We start from the raw sequence: 20,879 nt of genomic DNA on the forward strand, positions 1-20,879 counted from the left end.
TCGCCTGATCCCGGTCAGCCTCCCACTTTCCGCGTGACGCGGCCACGTGTTTTCAGCCGGCCGACAAGGGCCACGGCGCCCAATGCTGTCGGTACGGCGATCGCGACGGGGAGCGCTCCGCCGGTGTCGAGTGTCTGGCGGGGCGTCACCGTGATCCGGACCGGTGGCCCGGCGACCAGGGGTCCGTTCTTCGGGATCAGTACGACGTACACCGCGAAGTGGCCCGGGTTCACGGCCTGGAACTCCCAGTCCAGTTGGGTGTCCGAGCCGGCGGCCACCGGCTGGGTGACGTCCTGGCTCCAATCCTCCAGGTCGACGTACACCCCGTCGAGGCTCACGACGTTGAGATGGGCGATCGCCGGGCCGGACTCGTTGACGACCGACTCGACAGTCAGGGTCTGACCGATGACGGCGGTGAGCTGGTCGGTGTTCATGGTGATGGTCGGGTCGGCAAGCCCGACCGTGGCGAGCAGGTTCAGCAGCATCATCGCGACCCCGCGGTCAGTCGGACGAGTCGTGGGCCGGCGACGATCACCACGCCGGCGACGACCAGGGCCACCACGATCGGAGAGGCCAGGTAGCTGAGGTCGTGGGTCCAGGTGCGCCGATTCACCAGGATCTGCGAGATGTAGTGCAAGGCTGAGCCGATCGGGTTGATCCGGGTGATCACCTCGCCGAAGCCGGTCTTCGGGAGCGCCGGGAGCTGGGTCGGGGCGAACAGCACGAGCAGCAGAAGCAGTCCGGCGGCCAGGCTCGTCTTGTTGGAGTTGGTGACCGCGCTGATGAGCAGACCGATCCCGGCGAGCCCGGTCGCGACCAAGGTGCCGACGATCAGGGCGAGCAGTGCTGCCTGACCGGCTCCGGCGACGCCTCGCCCGAGGACCCACAGATAGGGCAGCGTCACGACGAGGCAGGCCAGCCACATGGTCGTAGCTGCCGCCAGCTTGCCGACGACGATCCCGCGCCGCGACACCGGAGCGAGCAGGAGCGCCTCGAAGGTCCCGCGTTCACGATCGCCGCTGATCGCGTCGGAGCTGGTGACCATCGTGAGCAGGACACCGACCGCCAGGCCGACCTGGACGGTGAGGTTGACCGCTTCGCGTTGCTCGAGGAAGTTCATCGCCCGGTTGGTCGCGGCCAGGTAGGTCATCGTGCTGAGCAGAACACTGAACCCGAACACGAGCACCGGCCCGCGCCCGAGGATCCACAGATCCCGGATCTCCTGCTCGGCGACCACGGTCCACCTAGTCATGGCCGACCCTCGGTGAGGCGGAGGAAGGCATCGCTGAGACTGCCCGCGCCGGCGACGACGTCGTCAACCGGCCCGGCGGCCCGCAGGACACCGTCGTCGAGGATGAGCACACTGCCGCACACCTGCTCGACCTCGGTCAAGGTGTGCGTCGACAGCACCACCGTGGCGCCGCGCCGGCCGGCGATGTCCGCGATCGTCGTGAGGATCTCGCGCTGGCCGGCCGGATCCAGGCCGAGCGCCGGTTCGTCGAGGAACACGACCGCGGGATCGTTGATCAGAGCCCGGGCGATCCCGAGGCGTTGCTTCATACCCCGGCTGTACGTCGAGATCCGGGTTCCCGCGCGATCGGCGAGGCCGACGTCGGCGAGCAGCCGCTCAGCGGCCGTGCGGGCGTCGCGGCGGTTCCGGCCGAACAGCCGTGCGGTGTAGCGAAGGTATTCGGCGCCGGTCTGCCGCAACGGGTAGCCGGCGCTCTCCGGCAGGACGCCGATCCGTTGCCGGATCCGGTGCGGCTGGTCGCCGGGTACGCCGGCCACCGTGAAGGTGCCGCCGGTCGGTTCGAGGATGGTCGTGAGCAGCCGGATGGTGGTCGTCTTGCCGGCGCCGTTGGGACCGAGCAGGCCGATCACGTCGCCCGCGTCCGCGGCGAAGGTGAGTCCGTCGAGGGCGTTGCGCGCGCCGTACCGCTTGCTCAGGCCGATCGCCTCGATGGTCGCCATGGACCGACGGTAGGGCGGTAGGGCTGAATCCCAGCTGAACGGTGCTTTCAGCGGGGATTCAGCCAGAATGGAGGAGGATCGGCCGGAGGTGCGTGATGCGGGCGCTGGTGGTGGAGGACGAGTTGCGGCTGGCCGCGGGCCTGCGCAACGGTCTGGAAGCCGAGGGGTACGCCGTCGACGTCGCGCTGACCGGGACGGACGGCCTGTGGTTCGCCCGCGAGTACGGGTACGACGTCCTGGTGCTGGATCTGATGCTGCCGGAGATCGACGGCTTCGAGATCTGCGCGACGTTGCGGGCCGAACGCGTCTGGACCCCGATCCTGATGCTGACGGCCAGGGATGCCGACACCGACCAGGTCCGGGCCCTCGACACCGGAGCGGACGACTACCTGACCAAACCGTTCTCGTACGCCGTTCTGATCGCCCGGTTGCGAGCACTGGTCCGGCGAGGTGGTGTCGAGCGACCGACGGTGCTCGAGGCCGGTGCACTCCGGATGGATCCGGCGGCGCGGCGGGCCTGGCGCGGTGAGGCCGAACTGGTGCTGACGGCGCGGGAGCTGTCGTTGCTGGAGTTCTTCATCCGGCGGCAGGGCGAGGTCGTGTCCAAGCGGATGATCCTGGATCACGTCTGGGACTACGACTTCGAAGGCGACCCGAACATCGTCGAGGTCTATGTCCGGCGGCTGCGGACCAAGCTGGGCGACGAGTCCATCGTCACATTGCGGGGCGCCGGCTACCGGCTGGCCGAGCGATGAGGGAGGCGCCGTGCGACTCAAGGTGACTCTGCTGGCGGTGCTGGTGGTCGGCATCGCCCTGGTGGTCGGTGGGTCGGTGCTGGTCGCGCTGCTCGGTTCGGCCCTGACCGATCAGGTCTGTCAGGACGCGCGCGCCCGGGCCGCGCAGCTCGCCGCGTCGCCGTCGGCCGCCGGCAGGCCGGTCTCGACCAGTCGCGAATTGGTGCAGCTGATCGACCGCTCAGGTCACGTGATCAGTGCGGATCCAAAACTTGCCTCGCCCGGAAGCGAGTGCGTCAGGGTCGAGCCGCCTGGCTACGGGGAGGACTTCGTCTTCGCGGCCGCTTCGATCACGTCCGGGGGCGAGGTCGTCGTGGGCAAGCCGTTGGTGGATGTCCTGGACTCGACCCAGTTCGTCCGCCGCATCCTGGCGGCCGGACTGCCGTTGATGCTGTTGATCGTCGCCGGCGTGACCTGGGTGGTGACCGGCCGGATGCTGGCGCCGGTGACCGCGATCAGGCGCGAGGTCGACGAGATCACCGCAACGGAGTTGCATCGCCGGGTCCCGGCCGCGCGGCCCGACGAGATCGGCCGGCTGGCGCGGACGATGAACCGGATGCTCGACCGCCTGCAGCGATCGCATGAGGCGCAGCAACGCTTCGTCTCCGACGCCTCCCACGAACTGCGCTCGCCGATCGCGGCGATCCGGCAGCACACCGAGGTCGCCCAGGCGCATTCCGGGCGTACGACCGTCGACGAGTTGGCCACGACCGTCCTCGCCGAAGACCTGCGCATGCAGTGCCTGGTCGACGACCTCCTCCTGCTGGCACGTTCCGACGAGGCCGGGTCCGAACTTCGGTGTACGCCGGTCGACCTCGACGACCTGGTCTTCGCCGAGGCACGCCGGCTGCGTTCGGCGACCAGCCTGACGATCGACACCACCGCGGTGTCCGCGGGCCAGATCCACGGTGACGAGGCGGCGCTGGCGCGGATGATTCACAACCTCGCCGACAATGCCGCCCGGCACGCCCGGTCGGGGATCGGCTTCGGCCTCTGTGAGTCCGACGGCGCCGTCGTACTCACGGTCTCCGACGACGGGCCCGGGATCCCGCCGGGCGACCGGGCCCGCGTGTTCGACCGCTTCGTCCGGCTCAGCACCGCGCGTTCCCGCGACACCGGCGGCACCGGGCTCGGCCTGGCCATCGTCGCCGACGTGGTCCGGCGTCATCACGGCACCATCCGGATCACCGGCCCCGCCACCTTCGAAACCCGGCTCCCGAGACCTGGCTGAGGTCAGCGGCGGTGTGCAAGGTCGACAGGAGGTGTTCGCCTGGCTGCGGCCGAGCCGGCCGGAGCCACGCGTGAATGCCTGAACCGACCAGTCCCCTGGACCGATACTTCCTGTCGAGCTTGCACACCGGCCCCGCTCACCTCGCCCACACCGCTGGGGGCGGAGCATGCCTTCGCAGCCACCGCCGAACCAACACTGGCACGACCTATCGTGTCTGGACGGGGCATCGCTCGACTGACGTAGGCAGGCTCGTTCAGGCGGAGGATGCCTGGCCTGTGGCGGGCCGGGAGCCTGGTGACATGAGTGAGCCGATGGTCACAGCGCTGGGTCATGCCGGGTTGCGGATCGACGGGCCTGGCGTCCGAGTCCTGGCCGACCCCTGGTTGTCGCCCGGCGGTGCCTTCCTCGGGTCGTGGTTCCCGTTTCCGGACAACGCGCATCTGCTGACGCCGGCGGTGCTCGACGTGGATCTCGTGGTCGTGTCGCACGAGCACCTGGATCACCTGGACCTCGACCTGATCGCGAGCCTGCCCGAGACCGTTCCGGTGGTGGTGCCGCGGTATCCGTCGACCATCATGGAGCGCCGGCTCCGCGCGATCGGCCGGACCCGGATCGTGGTTCTCGACGCCTGGCAGCGGTACGCGCTCAACGACCACGACTGGCTCACCGTGATCCCCGAGCAGTGCCCGATGGCCCACGATTCCGCCGTACTGTTCATGATCTCCGGCCACAGCGTGATGCACACCAACGACGCCCGGATCTCGCTCGCCCAGGCTCGCCGGGCGATGACCGAGGTCGGTGGCGAGCTGGACGTGATGGGTGTGCAGATGTCCGGCGCGAGCTGGCATCCGGTTCGCTACGAGTACGACGAGGTCGAGCGGGAGCGGATCTCCACGATCAAGCGCGTCGGCAAGTTCAAGGCCGTCACGCGTCTGGTCCGTCAGGTCCAGCCCCGGCTGGTGATGCCGTACGCCGGGCCGCCGTGCTTCCTCGACGACGACCTCTTCGAGCTGAACAGCGGCCTGCATCCGGGCGGGATCTTCCCGGACCAGGGTGAGGCGCTCGCCTGGCTCGCCGACCGGTTGCCCACGCAGCCGGGAGCCTGCCTGCTGCCGGGGGATCGGATCGCGCTCGACCGGCTCGAGGTCATTCGCGATCCGCACTGGGACGGCTTCTCACTCGACTCCGGCCCCGACGAGCGGCGGCGTTATCTGGCGGACTACGCCGCCCGTCGGCGGCCGGCCATCGAGGCCGCCTGGGCCGCGAATCCCCAGGCGCGGCCCGGGCTGGCCGATCGGTTCAAGACCCACCTGGAATCGCTCGGGACCCTGTCGGAGTACTTCCTGGCCCGGATCGGCATGACACTGCGCTTCGACGTCACCGGTCCGTACGGCGGAGTCTGGGACGCCCACATCGGTCCAGGCCGGGTGGTCGTCGATCTCGACGGCGGGAACGGGCACGCCGACTACCGGCTGACGCTCGACGGACGGTGGCTGGACGGTGTCGTGACCGGGCGGACCCGGTGGGAGGAACTCCTGCTGTCGTTGCGGTTCGTCGCCCGCCGGCAACCGGATCGCTACAACGACTACCTGGTCGGGCTGCTGAAGCACGCCGATCGGGCCGCGTTGCGGGCGGTCGAGCGGTTCGAGGCCGCGCGTGATCCGGAGGAGACCACCGAGATCACCGTCGAGGGTAAGCAGGTCCAGGTGAGTCGCTACTGCCCGCACGCGGGCGAGGATCTCGCCGAGACCGGCGTCGTGGTGAACGGCGTACTGCGCTGCCTCGGACACAACTTCGAGTTCGACCTCAGCAGCGGGAGTTGCCTCAACGCCCGCTGCGACCCGATCGTGGTCAAGCCGGCCGAGGAAGACTACGAAGAGGCCGTCTGACCGGTCACCGGCCGCTGGACATCTGCGAGCCCGAACACGAACAACGCGGTCACGACGAGGTAGTGCAACGTACGGCGCACCGTCGGCCGCTTCAGGTACTCCTGATCGGCCGCGACGCGCAGTGGCACGAGCACGTCCAGATACCACCGCTCGACATCCGTCCAACCCTCCGGCGGTACGGCGGACCGCTCGCGGTACTGCAGTTGCGCCGGACCGGTGAGACCTGGCCGGGCGAGCAGCACCGATCGGCAGCTCTCGGGATACCTGTCGGCCAGCGTGGCACTCTCCGGCCGTGGGCCGACCAGCGTCATCTGTGCTCGCAGCACGTGCCAGAGCTGGGGCAGCTCGTCGATCGCCGTCCGGCGCAGGAAGGCGCCCAGGCGGGTGATCCGGGCATCACTTGCCGCCGTGACTTCTGGGCCCGAGGCAACCATCCGCATGGTGCGCAGCTTGTACAGGACGAACGGACGGCCGTTCTCGCCGATCCGCGGCTGCCGGAACAGGACCGGCCGGCCGCTGGTCACCAGGATCGAGAGCGCGATGATCGCGAGCAGTGGTGACACGACCAGCAGCAGGAGTGCCGCGACGAGCACGTCCAGCAGCCGGCGCGCCGGTCCGATGGCCCGGCGATGAGTACTCGATGACATCTGTCCCCTCCTGGGTTAACCGGTGCCTGCGGCAACGAAGATGGCGGTGAACGCGGTTGCGGCGAGATCGCACTCGCGGTTGTAGCCGGCCGAGTCGCTGGGCATCGTCGACGGCGTCATGTGCGTGATGAGCTGGACCCCACTGCGGTGCCGCTGCACGAGCGACGACCAGAGCGGATTGGCGGACAGGTCCGGTGCGAGTAGGCTGACGGTCCGGCCCTGGTACGGCTGGCGCCAGGTCCAGATGTCGACCGCCTTGGCGCCGGCGCCGACCGGTACGTCGATGTAGGTGGCCGCATCGTCACCGGCCTGACCCGCGGACCCCTGATAGCCGTCGGCATCGGCGAGCGCCTTGCGCGACTGCAGGATCGTCAGCGACTCCCATCCCTGGGCGCGGACGCGGTTCCACGCGTCGGTCTGCGCTTCACGTCGCGTCAGCCCCCACTTGGCGTAGGTGCTGTCCTCCAGCAGTCCGGTGCTGAGGTCCAACCGGTCGATCAGGCCGGCCCGCAGGTAGCTCTCGACCGCCGCGGCGGTCGCGGCCGGATACTTCGAGCGGACCCGCTGGGCGCACCCTTCCTGGTTCCCCCCGCGCCACGGCAGGCAGCCGAGCTCCGGTACGACGGCGTCCACGAGGATCTGTTTGCCCGGGGCAACCTCTGCCAGTGCGTCCCGGGCCTGGCGGAGGAAGTCCGTGGCCTGCGGGACCGATCCGAGGCCGTCGCCGTACCCGATCTCGTCGGAGATCTTGAAGCCGGCCGTCCCAGGCACCTTGGCCAGTTCGCCGAGGCGGGTGATGGCCTGACGGAACGCGGCGTCTCCCTCGAGCCAACGCGCTACCAGATCGGTCTCCCACCAGACGGCAACGCCGCGGTGATGCAGTGCGTCGGCGAGTGCGACGTACTTGTCGTCCGCCGGGTTGGGTGCCGGACTCACCACCTGCGTCGTACCGGGAGTCGGACGAGGTGGTTGGGACGGGCCGGCCGTATTGGCGAGGCCGGGGGACGCCGAGGGGCCGGGGCCTGCCTGGTTGCCGGAACATCCGGCAATCGACAGCACGAGGCAGATCATCAGCGCGGCGGTTTTCACGGCGTTCCTCCGGAGGTCGCGGCGACAGCCGCTCGGTGCCGGGAGGACGAGGGCTTGCTGAGTCGCAGCAACAAGCCGATCAGGAGTGCGTCCGTCGCCAGGTACGCCGTGGTCGACGCGATGGCGGCACCGAGTGCACCGAAGTGCGGGATGAGGAGTAGATCGAGCGCCACAGTGATGACCAGGCCGACGCCCAGGACCAACGAGTTCAGGCCGGGAGTGCCACGCCCGTAGAGATAGGCGCTCGCGATCCCGGAGCCGCCGGCCAGCACCATCCCGGCGACCAGGACGCGGGCCGGTGTCACGGCGGGGCCGAACGATGCGCCGTACAGGATGCGCATCACCGGCGCGGCCAGCAGCGCGACCGGGACGGCCGCGATCAGCACGCCGATCAGGGCCGGCCGGACCATCCGCCGTGCCACGGTCGCGGCCTCACTCGGTTCGAGTTTGGCCAGCCGTGGATAGAAGACCCAGGTCAACGCGGTCCCGGGAAGTCTGAGTAGTTCGGCGTACTTGGACGCGACCGCATAGGCACCGAGGACGGCCGGTCCGGCCATCGCGCCGAGGACTGCGAAGTCGAGCCGGAGGTTGAGCAGCGTGATCAGTCCGCCGACCTGTCCGCGGAGTCCGTAGGAGGCGACCTGCCGGCCGAGGGCCCGGTCCGGCCGGCCCCACCAGCCTCGCCCGCCGCCGGCGAGGCCGAGGCGCTTCCATCCGAGCCGGCGGCTGACGCGTCGCCAGCCGTCGACCGCGACGGCGACGTCCGCCAGGCCGAGTCCGATGATGATGGCGGCGAGGCCGTGCACGCCGGCGATCAGCGGCAGGACATAGCAGGGGAGGAAGGCGAGTTCCTCGGCCGCGATCACGACGTCGCCGCCATGCCGGTCCTCCAACCCCTGCAGGGATGTCTTGGCCAGCGTCAGCAGCAGTTGGGTCGGCACGGTGGCACCGGCGGCCGCGATCAACCAGACCGGTTCGCTCGGGAAGAAGACCCTGGTGAGCAGCGGCGCCGCGGCCAGCCAGGCGATGGTTCCCAGCAGGGCTCCGGCGGCACCGATCGCCATCAGGGTCGGCCACAGCCGCGGCAGTTCACGCCGCGGTTCGGCGAGGAAGTACGCCAGTGCGCCGGGCAGTCCGAGGACGCACAGCACGCCGACCAGACCAGGGATCATCCGGAGCAGCGCATACTCGCCCACCGCGGAAGGTCCACCGATCCGGGCGACGAGGACCGTGGCGAGAGTCAGTCCGAGCATCGCCAGGAGCCGCGCGGAACAGTTCGCTATCACTGTTCGGATCAGCTCGCCGGAGCGCAGTCGCGGCCGGATCATGACGCCTTCCTCTGCTCGTCCTGCATGGCCAGCACGAGCGCCGCGACCAGTCCGAGCCAGGTCCACAGATGCCGGAAATGAAGCACCTCGTAGAAGCCGGCCGCCGTGGCCATCACCGGCCCGATGATGGCCAGCAGCCAGGGTCTGGGCACCAGTTCGGCATAGGCCTTCGGCAACGTGCCCACGACCAGCCGGATGCACCGCACCAGGACGGCGACTCCCAGCAGGAGCAGCCCGATCGCACCGATCAGTCCACGCTCGAGCAGCGTCGCCAGGTAGTCGTTGTGGGCCTCCTTCACGTACGGCGCCTGGGTCGCGGCCAGTGTGGCTTTCGTCCTGGCCGGCCCGAAGCCGGCGGCGTCGCCCGCGAGGAACAGGTTCGTTCCTTCGCGCACGATCGTGGCGCGTTCGCTGCTGGAGTTCGCGCTGCGGCCGAACGAGTCACGCAGCAATGGGACACTGCCAGCGGCCTGCTCACGGATCTGGCCGAGGTCGACCCGGGGCATCACGAAGGCGATCATCAGGCCGGCGAGCAACGCGGTGGCGGCGAGCGTGGCCAGGCCCGCCACCGGGCCCTGCCGGCGATACCTGGTCACCGTGAAGGCGAGCACCAGACCGACCAGGAGGGTGAGCATCGCGCCGTTCGAACCGGTGAACCCGATCGCGGTGAGCACCACCAGATAGCTGAGCCGCCGGACTCCCGGCGACCGTGGATGCTGACACGCCGCCATCACGAACAGCGACATGACCAGATAGTTGCCGGCCAGGTTCGGGTCGCCGAACGTGTACGACGCCCGGACGCCGTCCTTCGCCGAGACGCCGGTGAGCGCGTTGATGCCGACCAGATAGGCAACCGACATGACGGCCGAGTACACGACGGCTGTCCGGCACCAGGCCAGCGTCACCGCTCCCACGATCGCGAGATTGTGTCGGCCGAGCGCCAGCGACACCGCCCAGGCGAGCAGCAGCAGATCCTGGATCACCACCAGGGCGGCGCCGACCGGTGCGTCGGTGACGAACGCGGCGAACGCCCCGCCGAGAACGAGGCCGGTGACGCCCGCGATATAGGGCAGCTTGATCGGCAGTTGCTCACGCACCGCCCAGAGCACGGCCAGCACGATGCAGAGCATGATGCCGAGGTCGGCCGGCGCGGTGTTGCCGGGCCCCGCGGGCACGAGGAACGGGAGCAGGCAGGTGGTCAGTCCCATCATCGCCGCGAGCAGATCGCCGCGGGGGCGCGCCGGGATGCCGATCCCGTCGGTGCGGTCCGCAGTCTCAGTCGTCGTCATCGCGTGGGACCCCCCAGATCGTTCGACAGCGGCCAGTACGGCAGGTCCGCCAGCAGATCGAGATGCGACCCGGCGAACTCGTCGTCGTTGGCGGTTGCTGCGATCTCACCGAGTCCGGCGAGGGCAGCGCCGTACCAGAGAGCCGACGGCAGGCCGACGGCGTCGACGCCGGTCCGTAGGTAGAGGCGCACGAGGTCCGGCAGCCACCCCTCTTCCAGCAGGCCGTACTTGATGCCCGCGCCGAATCCCGTTCGCCTGAGCCCCCGATGCCCGCGCACCGGGTTTCCGGGGCGGGTGTGGCGGTCGATGTAGAGGCAGTAGCTGAGTGCGAACCGGACGAGGTCGCGCAGCGGACAACCTGCCGGGCTGCCGCTCTCCCAGTCGACCACGCCGGTGACCGCGCCGTCGCTGACGAGCAGATTCCCGAACCAGTAGTCGCCGTGGACCATCGTGCGGGCGACGCGGTAGCTCTTCAGTTGGCGATCCGCCGCCCCGAGGCGCACCTGAGCGGCCTCGAGCCGGGGATGCCCGGACCAGCGCTCGCGCACCGCCCCGGACATCTCGGCCGCCCAGGTGATGCGGGCTCGCTCGCCCGCTGTCGCGGCCTGGAAGTGCCGCAACCAGCCACCGGCCAGTGCGAAGTCCTCGGCGACCAGCCGCGGCCGGGTGGTGTGCCGCCACCGGTGATACGCGACGCTCATCGGGGTTCCATGCACGACCGTCGACACGAGAGCGGGCAGGCCATCGCTGTCCAGCGTCTCGAGGTAGCGGGGGACTGTGGGCTCGAGGCCGGCCAGCTCCGCGTCCCGGAGCGCGACCAGCATCCGCGTCTCCCGCGTGATCGCCGAGGCCGCCGCCATGGTGACCGGGATCTTGATGGCGACCGGGCCGGCCGGGCCGTCCACGTAGGTCCCGGCCGGCGGCGTCACGACGAAGGTGCGCTTGGCGTCCGGATCGCGTGAGGTGGCGAGCAGGACGCCCCGGCTGCCCGGCGCGAACAGCAACTCGTGCACCGATCGCGGATGCGGACTGAACGGCCTGGGCAGCTCGGTCATGGTCGCCTCCCGATGACGACACGAGCGGGCGCGCCGGCTCCGGTCCAGCGCCACGGCGCGATCCTGGCCACGCCGAGCAGTGCGGACGCGGGCAGCGCGGTGAGCGCCAGCCCGGGTGGGACGGTGGCGACCGCGGTCCAGAAGTGCCGGACCGCCTCCTCGACATCGTCGATGACGACCATCGGCCGGCCAAGGCTCGGGAGTACGACGAACTCGCGCTCCACCACGACACCGAGTCCGCGCGCCAGTCGCCGGAGGCGGCGCCGGCTGAACGGATGCTGATCCATCAGGACCACCGGCAGCTCAGGGTGTAAGAGCTCTGCCGTCACCGGGCCGGTCCGGATGTCGATCTCGACCGTGCCAGGTGGACACAGCTGCAACCAGGGCGACAGCACCGCCCTGACCTGGTCAGTCGCCGGGGCGCTGCTCACGAGGCCACCAGCTCCGCCCGGCGATGACCGGAGTACACCTGGTCGAGAACCTCGGCCAGCCCTTCCGCGTCAAACGTGCTTCCCGCCGAGATCCGGCCGCGACCCGCCAGCCGGTCGGCCTTGGCCGGGTCGTCCAACAGATCGTCGATCGCATCCGCGAGGAGTTCCGGACGCCCAGGCGGAACCAGTACGCCGCTCTCGCCCGGCACCACGAGATCCGGTACGGAGTTCACCGCCGTCGCGACGACGGGAACGCCGCAGCGCATCGCCTCGACGACCGCGCAGGGCAGCCCCTCGTAGCGGCTCGCCATCGCGAACACATCGAAGGCGGGCAGCAGGCGCGCAACGTCGGATCGCTCGCCGGCGAAGACGAAGCGAGTCGACAGACCCGCGCGGCGAACGAGCTCGGCGGCCTCCCGATCGCCGGGACCGGAACCGATCCAGACGGCCATGGCCTCGGTGTGCCGAAGCGCGGCCATCGCGGCGATCAAGTGCTCCGGCGCCTTCTGATAGTCGATCCGTCCGACGGTGCCGACCAGCGGCGTGTCCGGCCCGATGCCGAGCTCGGCGCGTGCTGCCGCCCGCGATGCCGCAGTCTTCGGCACGGTGACCGCCTCCACGACGGGAGCGATCGTCCTGAGCTTCGACGGCGTGGCAAGTCCCCGTCGCAGGGCCTCGGTCGCGACTCCGCTGCCGATCGCCAGCACGGTGTCGGTGATCCGCGCCAGCCGGCGCTCGATCGCGACGTACGCCCCACGGCGCAACGGATTCTGGAACTCATGGAACGGAAAGCCGTGGTAGGTGTGGACGATCTGGCCGACCGATGCCCGGTGGGCCGCGAGCCGGCCGAGTGCACCGGCCTTCGCGCTGTGCGTGTGGACGACGTCGTACTTGCCACTCACGCACAGTTCGGTCAGGCGGCGCAGCGCTCGGCGGTCGTCGCGAGGTGAGAGCGGAGACACCAGGGACGGTTCGATCAGGACCCGCAGGCCCGCGGCCTCGGCGCGATCCGTCAGTGGACCGCCTTGCCCGGTGATGATGGTTATGTGGTAGCGGTCAGGGTCGAGCGGCAGGACGCCGCGTAGGGCGACACCGCCCGCACCCGCGATGAACCGGGTGACGATCTGAGCCACCTCGATGCGTTCAGAGCCGGCCATCAGCGCACCCCACCTGTCCGGACACTCGCCAGTGGACGCTTCAGCAGTTCGGCCAGTCCGGGGCCAGGCTCACGCCCGAGCTGCAGTTCGATGCACGGCAGGCGCTCGGCGAGCGACATGGCGATCTGCTCGACGGGCGGATGCACCGGCCCGCATCCCGTGGCCGACCCGACGACGGCGGCCAGCGACCAGAACCGCCGCAGCTCCCCAGCGGAATAGGTGCCGGCCACGATTCCGCGCGCAGCTTGCTGGGCGGTGAGGGGCCGGATCTGAGGTGTCTCCTCAGTTCCCCTCCTGAGTACGACGATCAGCTCGGGCGGGAGTGATCGGACCCGGCGGGTCCACGTCTGCTCGCGTCGTCCGTGGAACGCGCGCCGGCCGTCACCGGTCAGCAGTCGTAGCGGCTCGGCCACGCCGTACGCCGTGGTTCCGTCGCACACCGCGAGGTTGTCGCAGGTTGCGCGGGCGCCGTCGGCCAGCGCCCGCGAGACGAGCGTCGACTTCCCGACGCCGCCCGGGCCGGCCAGCAGGACGACGACGCCTCCGACCTCGACGATCGAAACGTGCAAGGGCGCGAACCCCCGCAGCATTGCGAACCACAACGCCGGGTAGTGCAGCAGCACCTGGCCGCGCAGCGCGTGCTGGCGGGCGGGCAGGAGCCGGGCCGCCCCGAGTTCGCGGTACGACGGCCGCCAGCGACTGGTGACTCGCAACCCGTCGACGTCGACGCACCACCGCTGGTCGAAGCCCGACCCACCGACACTCTCGAGAACGACCTCGCCGCTGTCGTTCGCCCAGGCGCCGCGGGTGACCGGCTCGAACCCACTGATCCGGAACGGCTCGCGGCTGTCCTCGACCGACAGCACCAAGGCGGCCCGGTCGGCGCTCGCGAGCCTCGCCCTCTCGTGCCCACCCGCTGCGGCGACGATCGAGCGTACGACCTCGTTCGAGCCATGCACTTCGACCCGCTGACCCGCGGTGTCCAGCAGTTCGGAACTCATGACAGCCAGCCGAACCGCCGCCTGGCCGGACCGTGGACGAGGCCCAGCACCGGCCAGCGCACCGCCTTCAGTACGTCGTCGAGATCGTCGAGCCGCCGCAGCAGAACCGTGCCGCTCGACACCACGACGACGCCGGCCGTCATCTCGTCCTGCGGAGTCACCGCCGACAGGCCGGTGAAGCGGACGTCGGAGAAGGGCGCGCCGCCCGCCTCGTCCAACTCGAACAGATGGCTGTTCTCGTCGGGACCGGGTGGTGTGTTCGACGGGCTCTTCAGCTTTCGCGGTGCCAGCGGGGCATGGCCGGACAGTTCGAACAGCAGGTGGCTGACGGTGTCTTCGTCCGGATCGTCCGCGGGCATCAGGACGACCGCGTCGACGCCTTGCCGGCGGGCGGCGAGCGCCATCGTGTTGCGGAGGGAGGCGAGGTCCTCGGTCGCCTTGCCGAGCACCGGCGCCTCCAACATCCTGGCCAGCGCCCGGATGCCGTTCACGCGCGGCCGCATCGTCTCGAGAACGGTCGCCACGGTCAGGCCGAGGACCAGGCCGAACAGCAGCGCGAGGGCGAGCTGCGGCAGGATCGATGTCTGGACCTGACGGATGTCCGGCTTGTTCCCGACCAGGACGACCCGGTCCCGGTTCGCGTTGTCGACCGCCAGCGTGGCGCGCTGGGCGGTGAGCTGGGAAAGCAACTGGTTCGCCGACTGGATCTGTGCCCCGAGGTCGGCGCGCGCCGTCACGTCCGCGATACCGCGCAACTGTCCGACCAGTTTGTCGCGCTGCGCCGTCGCGGCCGCGATCTGGTCGTCGAGCTTGGCGGTCGAGTCCTGGAAGGAGGATCGGTCGCCGTCGTTCATGAACAGCGCCACCCGGGTGGCCAGCGCCGACACGATCTTCCCGGCGGCGATCGGGTCGTCGTCGGTGACGCTGAGCTCGACGATCGACGACTCACCGAGCCGCTGCGCCGCCACATGCGTGGCGGCGAACTCGTTGACGTCGCGCTGCCCGTCGGCTGCCATCAGCGCCGTCTGCAGCAGGCTGGGCGTGGTCGCGAGGGCCAGCACCCTGCTGCTCATGCCCTCGGCCTCGGTCGCCGACTTCGGCGCGCCCGAGATCACCTGCAGGCGCAGCGAGGCGACGGATGGGTCCGGTCGCTGCGCGGCCAGTATCGCTGCCACCGCGACCGGCAGGAGCATGCACACCAGGATGATCCCCAGGTGGGCCCGCACGATGCGGCGGAACATCTCTTCGATCGTCATCGTCGTACCCTTCGTCCGTTGCCGTGGTGCGTCACTACGTGACCTTCACCTTCTTGGTCGCTGAACTGGACAGACCCACGGTGTCGGTGACGGTCACCTGGACCGTGTACATCCCGGTGGCGCTGTAGGTGCAGGTGGTCGTCGCAGTGGTCTGCGGCGGCTTCGCGGCACCGACGCCGCAGTTGAACTGGTAGGTGGCGATCGGGGACTTGTCGACACTGGTGGAGCCGGACGCGTCCGCAGTGATCGGCGCCCCCCGGCTGACGGTCGTCTTCGACAGCGTCAGGTCCGCCGTCGGTGCCACGTCGGCGAGGATCTTGACCTTGGTCGTGGCCCGGCTGGTGACAGCATCGGTGTCCCGCACCGTCACCGCGGTGGTGTAGGTGCCGGCGTTCTGGTAGGTGCAGGTCGTGGTCGCCGTCGTCAGCGCCCCGGTCGTCTGACCGTTGCCACAGTCGAAGGTGTAGCTGACCAGCGGCCTGCCGTCGGCGTCGGACGACGTGGACGCATCCAGCACCACTTGCTGGGGCCGGTAGGCCTGGCTCGGAGTGGCGGTGATCCGCGCGGTGGGCAGACCGTTCGCCTTCACGACGATCGGCGCGCCGGTCCAGGTGTCGCTGACGCCGGCCGAGTCCGTCACCGTGACCGTCGGTGTGAAGGTTCCGGCCGCCGCGTAGTGGCACACCCCGCTGGGCTGCGTCAGTACGGTCCCGTTGCCGCAGACGATCTGGTACGACGTGATCGGAGCACCGAGTCCCGCGCTGGCCGACGCGTCCACCGTGACGTCCAACGGTGCGAACCCGGTCGTGGGAGTCACCGTGGCCACAGCGGCCGGGCCGGCGAACTCGTAGGCACCGAGGTCGGCGTAGGTGATCGGGCCGACGCCCGTGTTCGCCACGGCCGGATGGTCGGACGGCGCCTTGCCGTCCTTGTCCGGGGAGGTCCAGCCCACGGTCGCCGTGTCGGCGGTGTCGATCGCCGGCGACGTGCTGCCGAGGTGGAGGTTCCGGGCGGTCAGGTCCTTGAAGCCCGGGTTCGCCGCCCGGCCCGCGGCTTCCTGCCCACTGACCGTCTGGAAGCCGGCCAGCGTCGTATACGGCTGTGACGCCCACTCGAACAGCGGTCCGCCCGAGGTCTGGAAGACGAGATCCCGGTTCAGCGTGGTTCCCGCGCTGGACGACTCGTCGACCCGGATCTCGCCGATCGTGCGGGTGCTTCCGACCGCGTTGTCCATCGCCACGTTGTCGCGGCTGACGGCGCCGCTCGACCCGCCCTCGAAGTTGATCCCGGCGGTCGCGTTGCGGACCACCGTGTTGGAGATGACGATCGAGCCCGGCGCGTTCGAGTTGTCGATGCCGTGGTCGTTGTTGTCGTAGACGACGTTGCGGCGGATCGTCGTACCGGTGGAGCCGGTGTAGGCCTCGATGCCGGAGTCGTCGTTGCCGTAGGCAAGGTTGTTCTCGACGAGCACCTGCTGGGACGCCGAGCTGACGTCGATACCGGTGGCGACCCGGGCGCCGAGGCGCTTGTTCGCGTAGCTGGTGACACCGGCCACGGTGACCCGGGTGCTGCCCTGCACGCTGACGCCGTGGAAGTTGTTGTCGTGCGTGATCGAGGAGCGCAGTGCGGAGTCGGTCGAGCTGAAGAACCTGACCCCGATCGAGACGTTCGTCGCGGCCTGGATCCCGTCCGCGGTGACGTTGCTCGAGGCATCGACCGTGACGCCCTGGGCGCCGGACTGGGCCACGTCGAGCGTGCTCAGCGCGGTGCGCTGGACCCGGTCCAGATAGACGCCGGTCAGGTTGGTCTGCCGGACCGTGAAGCCGGTGACGCTGACGTCGGTGACCTGGCGGAGCAGAATCCCGAAGCTGCGGGCGCCGGCCGAGATCGTGTGGCCGGCCGCAGGGTTGGTTCCACCGGTGTCGACGTACAAGGTCGCCGTCGGCGTGTCGTAGAACCAGCTGCCGGAGGTTGTCGTGGTCGCGCTTGCTGCCTTGGCCAGCGGTTGCCCGTCCAGGAACACCTGGGCCGGAACCGGGGTGAAGGCGTGCTTCCACGCGGTCGTCGTGGTCGTGGTCCAGCCCGCGGCGTCGGACACGTCGTTGGTGCCGACGATCACCGCGGACGGCGTGGTCGCGCGCAGCGTGATCGGCGCGCCTGCTTCACCGCTCGACGTGATCTGGACCTGTTCGCGGTACTGACCCGGACCGACCAGGGCGGTGTCTCCGGCGAGCAGTTTGCGAGTGGCCGCACCGATCGTGCAGAACGGTGTCCCCGTGGTGCCGGGACCGGTGTCGCTGCAGGCCGGGTTGGTCTGCTCGACCGAGTAGGTCTGCAGAGTCCTGGTGCTCACGACCTCCTGTCCCGTGGCGGTGTCGGTCAAACCGGCGCCGTCCTTGACGGTGACGGTGACGGCGTACGTGCCTGGAGCGGAGTAGGCGTGGACGGCCGTCGCGCCGGCCTGTGGGCCCACGACGGTGCCGTCACCGAAGTCGAAGGTGTACGACGCGATGCCGATGGTGTCGGCGTCACTGGAGCCACTCGCGTCGGCGGTGACCGGGGTTGCCGGCGGCGTGGTCACGGCGGCCGGATCGACCACCACAGTCGCGTGCGGTGCGTAGTCCGTCGTGCCGGCGACGGGCTGGAACTCCAGGGCTCCGCGGTCGGCGTACGCCGGGCTGCCACTGCCCGTGTCGGGCACGATCGGGTCGTCGGCGAGCGCGTTGCCGGCGGGGTCGGTCGCGGCGAAGCCGGTCGCCGCGGAGTTGGCGGCGTCGACCGCGGCCGAGCCGCCGGTGAGCCGGAAGTCGGCGGACCCTGCGTCGGCGAAGTCGGGATCCACGGACTGGCCGTGGCTCTCCTGGCCGGTCGCGGTGGCGAACGCGGCCAGCGTCTTGTAGATCGTCCCGTTCACCTTGGTGGACGGCGCGATGCCATGGTTGAACGCGGTGTCGTAGTCGGCGGCGAAGCCGGCGAACGAGCCGGCGTCGACGTAGAGGTCGTACTCGGTCGCGGTCGTGCCGTTGTCGACCAGCAGGTTGTTGGTCACGGTCGCGCCGGTCGAGTTGCCCTCGACGGAGATGCCGTCCCGCCGGTTCCCGTACGACGTGTTGTTGACGTACCGGACCCCGGTCGACGTCAGCGTGTCGAAGCCGTGGTCGCCGTTCCCGTACGAGATGTTGCGGACCACCAGCGCCCGGTGCGAGGAGCTGTACACCTGGATCCCGCTGTCCTGGTTCTGGTAGGTGACGTTCCCGCTGATGGTGTTGTCCGGCGAGCTGGTGTTGACGTCGATCCCGACCGCGGTGGCGTTCGGGTTCACCGAGGTGTTCGCGTACGTCGTGTTGCCCGTGATCAGGTTGTTCGTCGACGTGGACAGACCGATGCCGTGCAGGCCGTTGTGGTGGCTGCTGGATCCGGTCACGGTGACGCCGCTCGAGGCGGACAGCCGGATACCGGTCGACAGCGAGTTGTCCACGGCGGCCGCGCGGATGGTGATGGAGCTGTTCGGGCAGGTGTCGACCAGGATGCCGTTGCTCGCCGACTGCGACGCGGTCACGTGGTCGACGGTGATCGCCGACGACGACAGCAACCGGACGCCGGCCAGGTTCGGCCGGTTCAGCGAGAGGTTGCTGATGACAACGTTCTGCCGGCTGCTCGTGGTGACGCCGAAGGACTGCGCGCCGGCCTCGATCAGGTGACCGTCACCGGGGTTGGCGCCGCCGGTGTCGACGTACAGGACCTTCGCGGTGGCGTCGTAGAACCAGCTGTTCGGCGTGGTCGTGGTGGCCGAGGTCGCGGCCGCCAGTCGCTGGTCGTCGAGGAACACCTGGCGCGGCACCGACGGCGGCGCGTACGGCGTGCTCCACGCGCTGGAGCTGGTCGCGGTCCACAGCGCCGCGCCGCCGAGGGCCCGGGTGCCGAGGACGACGACACCCGGCCCGTCACCGGTGACGGTGATCGGGTCGGTGGCCGTGCCGGAGGCGTTGACCGTGACCTGCTCGCGATAGGTGCCGGGGGCAACGTGGACGGTGTCGCCGGCCACGATCGCCTTCTTCGTCCCGGCCGAGATCGTGCAGAACGGGACGGCCTGGGTGCCGGTGCCGGTGTCGCTGCAGTTGGCCGCCGTGTTGTTCACGTAGTACCCGGTGCCTGCCGCCACAGCGGAGGTGGTGGTGACCGCCACCAGGCTGGACCCGGCGAGAACCATCGCCACCCCGGCCGCCAGCGTCTTGAGCCGCTCGTTCATGATCTCTCCCGCTCTTGCAACCGTCAGTGGAGTACCGCGATAGGCCGCATCCGGGCGACTGGCTTGACCAGGCCGTTGCGGACGAGAACGTCGAGGGCGGCGTCCACGCCGCGGTCGTCGAAGTGCCAGGCGTCGGTGGGAGCACCGTCGTCATACCGGAAGCGACGCGTCCGGCGATGGAGTGGGTCGGTGCCCGAGATGCCCCGGGTCACCAGGTCGGACACGACGGTGCCCGCGCCGTGACAGGCGGAGTACAGGCTGGTGGCCGCCTGGTCGCCGGCCACCGCGAGGTAGCTCGACGTGCGGTGCGTACCCGGCAGCAGGACCGCCTGGCCGGTATCCGCGAAGGTGGTTCCGGGCGTCATCAGCTCCGCGGGGAAGGCCCGGCAGGAGTTGTGGCGGTGGACGACGCCCGTACGGGCACCGACCGGCTCCTCGTAGATGCTGTTGTGGGGTGAATCCACGACAAGCCGGCCGGTGGCGCCACCGAAGGATTCCGCCGCGATGCGCCGGAGGGCGGCGTACGTCGCCGTCCGGAAGGCGAATCCGTAGTTCATCGCGGCGGCGGTGGCGAGCATCAGCCGCTGGCCTTCGTCACTGGCCAGGGCCAATGGCGTGCAGCCATCGGTGAAGTAGAGGCTGAGCCGTGCCTTGAGTTGCTGGAACGACCGGGCGGACCGCAGGTGGAACCAGGGCTTCAGCGCCGCGTTGACGGCCTTGATCTGGCGCGGGTAGTCCTTGCGCCGGAAGAACAGCCGCCCGATCTCGCCGGTGAAGACCCCGCCGCCACCGTGGTACTGGATGGTCAGCTGGCCCTCGGTGACGCCGAGCTTGGCGGCCCGGTCCGGGTCCAGGATCTCCTCGACCCGCTGCAGTTCGACGAAGTGGTTGGACGGACCAACGGTGCCGAAGCGGTACCGGGCCAGTTGGAGGGCGACGCCGGGGAGTTCGGACCGCAGCCGGTCGATCCCGCCGTACCGCTCGAGGTCGATCCGGCCGCCCTCCTCGATCCGTTCGAGGTCGTCGGCCGGGGCGTCCCAGCGGTCGACGCTGAACTCGGAGCCGTCCCGGACCGCCTTGACCACCTCCTGCCCGGTGAGCTCGCGGGTGCCGCGGGTCGGGTACGGGTAGCGCTGCCGGACCGCGCGCATGAACACGTCGACGGCCTTGTCGTCGGGGACCTCGGTGTCGACCGCGATCAGGGCCATGCCGCAGTTCACCGACGAGCTGGTCAGGTCCGGGCGGATGGTTCCGCTGGTCGCGACGGCGACGCTGGACGGCAGTTCCATCTTCGACTTGTGGTGGAAGTCGGGCAGGACGACGGGTGGAGCGGCCAGGTCCGCGCCCTCGACCCGATGGCCGAGCGCGGTGATCGTCGCTCGGTCAGCCGGTAACAAGCGGCTGTCATCGAAGACCGTCGGGGGCTGGGTGACGGTGCCGTCGAGGACGCGGACGTCCAGTGGTGGCCTGGCCTCAGTGGTCATGCTGTGCT

At 69.9% G+C, this 20,879-nt stretch carries 17 protein-coding genes; 3 read left to right on the plus strand and 14 right to left on the minus strand.

All coding sequences use genetic code 11. From position 1 onward, the window contains the following. Window positions 1–14: 14 nt before the first annotated feature. The 3 genes from OG555_RS23650 to OG555_RS23660 are packed head-to-tail and all read right to left on the minus strand — an operon-like array spanning window position 15 to window position 1,971. Window positions 15–488: a hypothetical protein gene (locus tag OG555_RS23650; protein ID WP_329474710.1), complete on the minus strand. Its 474-nt coding sequence runs from the start codon at window positions 486–488 to the stop codon at window positions 15–17. Further along, the gene (locus tag OG555_RS23655) at window positions 485–1,252 is read right to left on the minus strand and encodes an ABC transporter permease (protein WP_329474711.1); all 768 of its coding nucleotides are present in this window, start codon (window positions 1,250–1,252) and stop codon (window positions 485–487) included. Before OG555_RS23655 ends, OG555_RS23650 begins: the two co-directional genes overlap by 4 nt. Then, the gene (locus OG555_RS23660; protein ID WP_329474712.1) at window positions 1,249–1,971 is read right to left on the minus strand and encodes an ABC transporter ATP-binding protein; all 723 of its coding nucleotides are present in this window, start codon (window positions 1,969–1,971) and stop codon (window positions 1,249–1,251) included. Before OG555_RS23660 ends, OG555_RS23655 begins: the two co-directional genes overlap by 4 nt. 95 nt (window positions 1,972–2,066) lie before the next feature. Between OG555_RS23660 and OG555_RS23665 the strand changes: the two genes are divergently transcribed. From OG555_RS23665 to OG555_RS23675, 3 genes are all read left to right on the plus strand, one after another. Beyond that, window positions 2,067–2,726: a response regulator transcription factor gene (locus OG555_RS23665; RefSeq protein ID WP_329474713.1), complete on the plus strand. Its 660-nt coding sequence runs from the start codon at window positions 2,067–2,069 to the stop codon at window positions 2,724–2,726. Window positions 2,727–2,736: 10 nt separating this feature from the next. Further along, a complete protein-coding gene (locus tag OG555_RS23670) occupies window positions 2,737–3,996 on the plus strand; it encodes a sensor histidine kinase (protein WP_329474714.1) in 1,260 nt (419 codons plus the stop codon). Between the two features lie 299 nt (window positions 3,997–4,295). Next, window positions 4,296–5,885 carry an MBL fold metallo-hydrolase gene (locus OG555_RS23675; RefSeq protein ID WP_329474715.1) on the plus strand — a complete coding sequence of 530 codons (1,590 nt, stop codon included), beginning with the start codon at window positions 4,296–4,298 and terminating at the stop codon, window positions 5,883–5,885. On the opposite strand, the gene OG555_RS23680 is transcribed toward OG555_RS23675, so the two are convergent. From OG555_RS23680 to OG555_RS23730, 11 genes are read right to left on the minus strand one after another with little or no spacing between them, the layout of a single operon-like run. Then, complete coding sequence (locus OG555_RS23680) at window positions 5,867–6,532, minus strand: sugar transferase (RefSeq protein WP_329474716.1); 666 nt, start codon at window positions 6,530–6,532, stop codon at window positions 5,867–5,869. The genes OG555_RS23675 and OG555_RS23680 overlap by 19 nt on opposite strands. Window positions 6,533–6,547: 15 nt before the next feature. Further along, a complete protein-coding gene (locus tag OG555_RS23685) occupies window positions 6,548–7,621 on the minus strand; it encodes a hypothetical protein (protein ID WP_329474717.1) in 1,074 nt (357 codons plus the stop codon). Beyond that, window positions 7,618–8,949, minus strand: coding sequence for a polysaccharide biosynthesis C-terminal domain-containing protein (locus tag OG555_RS23690; protein ID WP_329474718.1), 1,332 nt, complete (start codon window positions 8,947–8,949; stop codon window positions 7,618–7,620). The genes OG555_RS23685 and OG555_RS23690 overlap by 4 nt, the downstream gene beginning before the upstream one ends. Then, window positions 8,946–10,238 carry an O-antigen ligase family protein gene (locus tag OG555_RS23695; RefSeq protein ID WP_329474719.1) on the minus strand — a complete coding sequence of 431 codons (1,293 nt, stop codon included), beginning with the start codon at window positions 10,236–10,238 and terminating at the stop codon, window positions 8,946–8,948. The genes OG555_RS23690 and OG555_RS23695 overlap by 4 nt, the downstream gene beginning before the upstream one ends. Further along, window positions 10,235–11,293 (minus strand): phosphotransferase family protein, encoded by a 1,059-nt coding sequence (locus tag OG555_RS23700; protein ID WP_329474720.1) that lies wholly within the window; start codon window positions 11,291–11,293, stop codon window positions 10,235–10,237. Before OG555_RS23700 ends, OG555_RS23695 begins: the two co-directional genes overlap by 4 nt. Continuing rightward, window positions 11,290–11,724, minus strand: a complete 435-nt coding sequence (locus OG555_RS23705) for a hypothetical protein (protein WP_329474721.1) — start codon at window positions 11,722–11,724, stop codon at window positions 11,290–11,292. Before OG555_RS23705 ends, OG555_RS23700 begins: the two co-directional genes overlap by 4 nt. Next, window positions 11,721–12,881, minus strand: a complete 1,161-nt coding sequence (locus tag OG555_RS23710; RefSeq protein WP_329474722.1) for a glycosyltransferase — start codon at window positions 12,879–12,881, stop codon at window positions 11,721–11,723. The genes OG555_RS23705 and OG555_RS23710 overlap by 4 nt, the downstream gene beginning before the upstream one ends. Beyond that, window positions 12,881–13,882, minus strand: coding sequence for a hypothetical protein (locus OG555_RS23715; protein ID WP_329474723.1), 1,002 nt, complete (start codon window positions 13,880–13,882; stop codon window positions 12,881–12,883). Before OG555_RS23715 ends, OG555_RS23710 begins: the two co-directional genes overlap by 1 nt. Beyond that, on the minus strand, window positions 13,879–15,138 hold the full coding sequence (locus tag OG555_RS23720) for a hypothetical protein (RefSeq protein ID WP_329474724.1): 1,260 nt from the start codon (window positions 15,136–15,138) through the stop codon (window positions 13,879–13,881). Before OG555_RS23720 ends, OG555_RS23715 begins: the two co-directional genes overlap by 4 nt. Window positions 15,139–15,172: 34 nt before the next feature. Then, on the minus strand, window positions 15,173–19,387 hold the full coding sequence (locus OG555_RS23725) for a right-handed parallel beta-helix repeat-containing protein (protein ID WP_329474725.1): 4,215 nt from the start codon (window positions 19,385–19,387) through the stop codon (window positions 15,173–15,175). 23 nt (window positions 19,388–19,410) lie between these two features. Then, window positions 19,411–20,871, minus strand: coding sequence for an RtcB family protein (locus OG555_RS23730; RefSeq protein ID WP_329474726.1), 1,461 nt, complete (start codon window positions 20,869–20,871; stop codon window positions 19,411–19,413). Window positions 20,872–20,879: the final 8 nt, after the last annotated feature.

It is taken from the genome of Kribbella sp. NBC_01484 (assembly GCF_036227145.1).
GTDB lineage: Bacteria > Actinomycetota > Actinomycetes > Propionibacteriales > Kribbellaceae > Kribbella.

Bases quoted from the DNA above. Each gene is read 5' to 3' on its own strand.
- OG555_RS23675 (WP_329474715.1), top strand. From the start codon at position 4,296: ATGAGTGAGCCGATGGTCACAGCGCTGGGTCATGCCGGGTTGCGGATC.
- OG555_RS23655 (WP_329474711.1), bottom strand. From the start codon at position 1,252: ATGACTAGGTGGACCGTGGTCGCCGAGCAGGAGATCCGGGATCTGTGG.
- OG555_RS23725 (WP_329474725.1), bottom strand. From the start codon at position 19,387: ATGAACGAGCGGCTCAAGACGCTGGCGGCCGGGGTGGCGATGGTTCTC.
- OG555_RS23690 (WP_329474718.1), bottom strand. From the start codon at position 8,949: ATGATCCGGCCGCGACTGCGCTCCGGCGAGCTGATCCGAACAGTGATA.
- OG555_RS23660 (WP_329474712.1), bottom strand. From the start codon at position 1,971: ATGGCGACCATCGAGGCGATCGGCCTGAGCAAGCGGTACGGCGCGCGC.
- OG555_RS23700 (WP_329474720.1), bottom strand. From the start codon at position 11,293: ATGACCGAGCTGCCCAGGCCGTTCAGTCCGCATCCGCGATCGGTGCAC.
- OG555_RS23650 (WP_329474710.1), bottom strand. From the start codon at position 488: ATGATGCTGCTGAACCTGCTCGCCACGGTCGGGCTTGCCGACCCGACC.
- OG555_RS23665 (WP_329474713.1), top strand. From the start codon at position 2,067: ATGCGGGCGCTGGTGGTGGAGGACGAGTTGCGGCTGGCCGCGGGCCTG.
- OG555_RS23710 (WP_329474722.1), bottom strand. From the start codon at position 12,881: ATGGCCGGCTCTGAACGCATCGAGGTGGCTCAGATCGTCACCCGGTTC.
- OG555_RS23715 (WP_329474723.1), bottom strand. From the start codon at position 13,882: ATGAGTTCCGAACTGCTGGACACCGCGGGTCAGCGGGTCGAAGTGCAT.
- OG555_RS23730 (WP_329474726.1), bottom strand. From the start codon at position 20,871: ATGACCACTGAGGCCAGGCCACCACTGGACGTCCGCGTCCTCGACGGC.
- OG555_RS23695 (WP_329474719.1), bottom strand. From the start codon at position 10,238: ATGACGACGACTGAGACTGCGGACCGCACCGACGGGATCGGCATCCCG.
- OG555_RS23680 (WP_329474716.1), bottom strand. From the start codon at position 6,532: ATGTCATCGAGTACTCATCGCCGGGCCATCGGACCGGCGCGCCGGCTG.
- OG555_RS23720 (WP_329474724.1), bottom strand. From the start codon at position 15,138: ATGACGATCGAAGAGATGTTCCGCCGCATCGTGCGGGCCCACCTGGGG.